This window comes from Shigella sp. FC1567 (genome assembly GCF_001743015.1).
GTDB classification, from domain to species: domain Bacteria; phylum Pseudomonadota; class Gammaproteobacteria; order Enterobacterales; family Enterobacteriaceae; genus Escherichia; species Escherichia coli.
In genome coordinates, this window is the sequence record NZ_MIIV01000379.1 from 1 (window position 1) to 536 (window position 536).

1 pseudogene is annotated in these 536 nt (G+C 52.4%); it reads left to right on the forward strand.

Features of this window, described 5'->3' with window-relative positions:
- Positions 1–187: 187 nt before the first annotated feature.
- Positions 188–439, forward strand: a pseudogene (locus BHE85_RS27705) (penicillin acylase); the annotation flags it as partial.
- Between the last annotated feature and the right edge of the window lie 97 nt (positions 440–536).

The window sequence follows — 536 nt, forward strand, 5'->3', positions numbered from 1 at the left end:
GAGCAGGTACCGGCATCCACGTTACAGACGGTCCCGGCAAAAGTGCCTGACCTGACCCCTATTAGCGGTTACCAGCGCCCCACCAGACCCGGTGACATCACCCCCCGGATCATGGACGACTGGGGGCAGTAATCATGCCGGGTCTGGCTGGCTAACACCCCATTATAAGGGGTACGAATAAAGTAACGGGGCAGATCGCGTTACGGAGATCGACCGACTGCTTGAGCAAAAGCCACGCTTAACTGCTGATCAGGCATGGGATGTTATTCGCCAAACCAGTCGTCAGGATCTTAACCTGAGGCTTTTTTTACCTACTCTGCAAGCAGCGACATCTGGTTTGACACAGAGCGATCCGCGCCGTCAGTTGGTGGATACATTAACACGTTGGGATGGCATCAATTTGCTTAATGATGATGGTAAAACCTGGCAGCAGCCAGGTAAGCGTAAACTGACCGCCGTATGTAGCCATTAAGCCTGTATTGGTAACGTAGGTGCCCACCTTTTCAACTAGTGGACACCTGTTATGGAACAGAAAG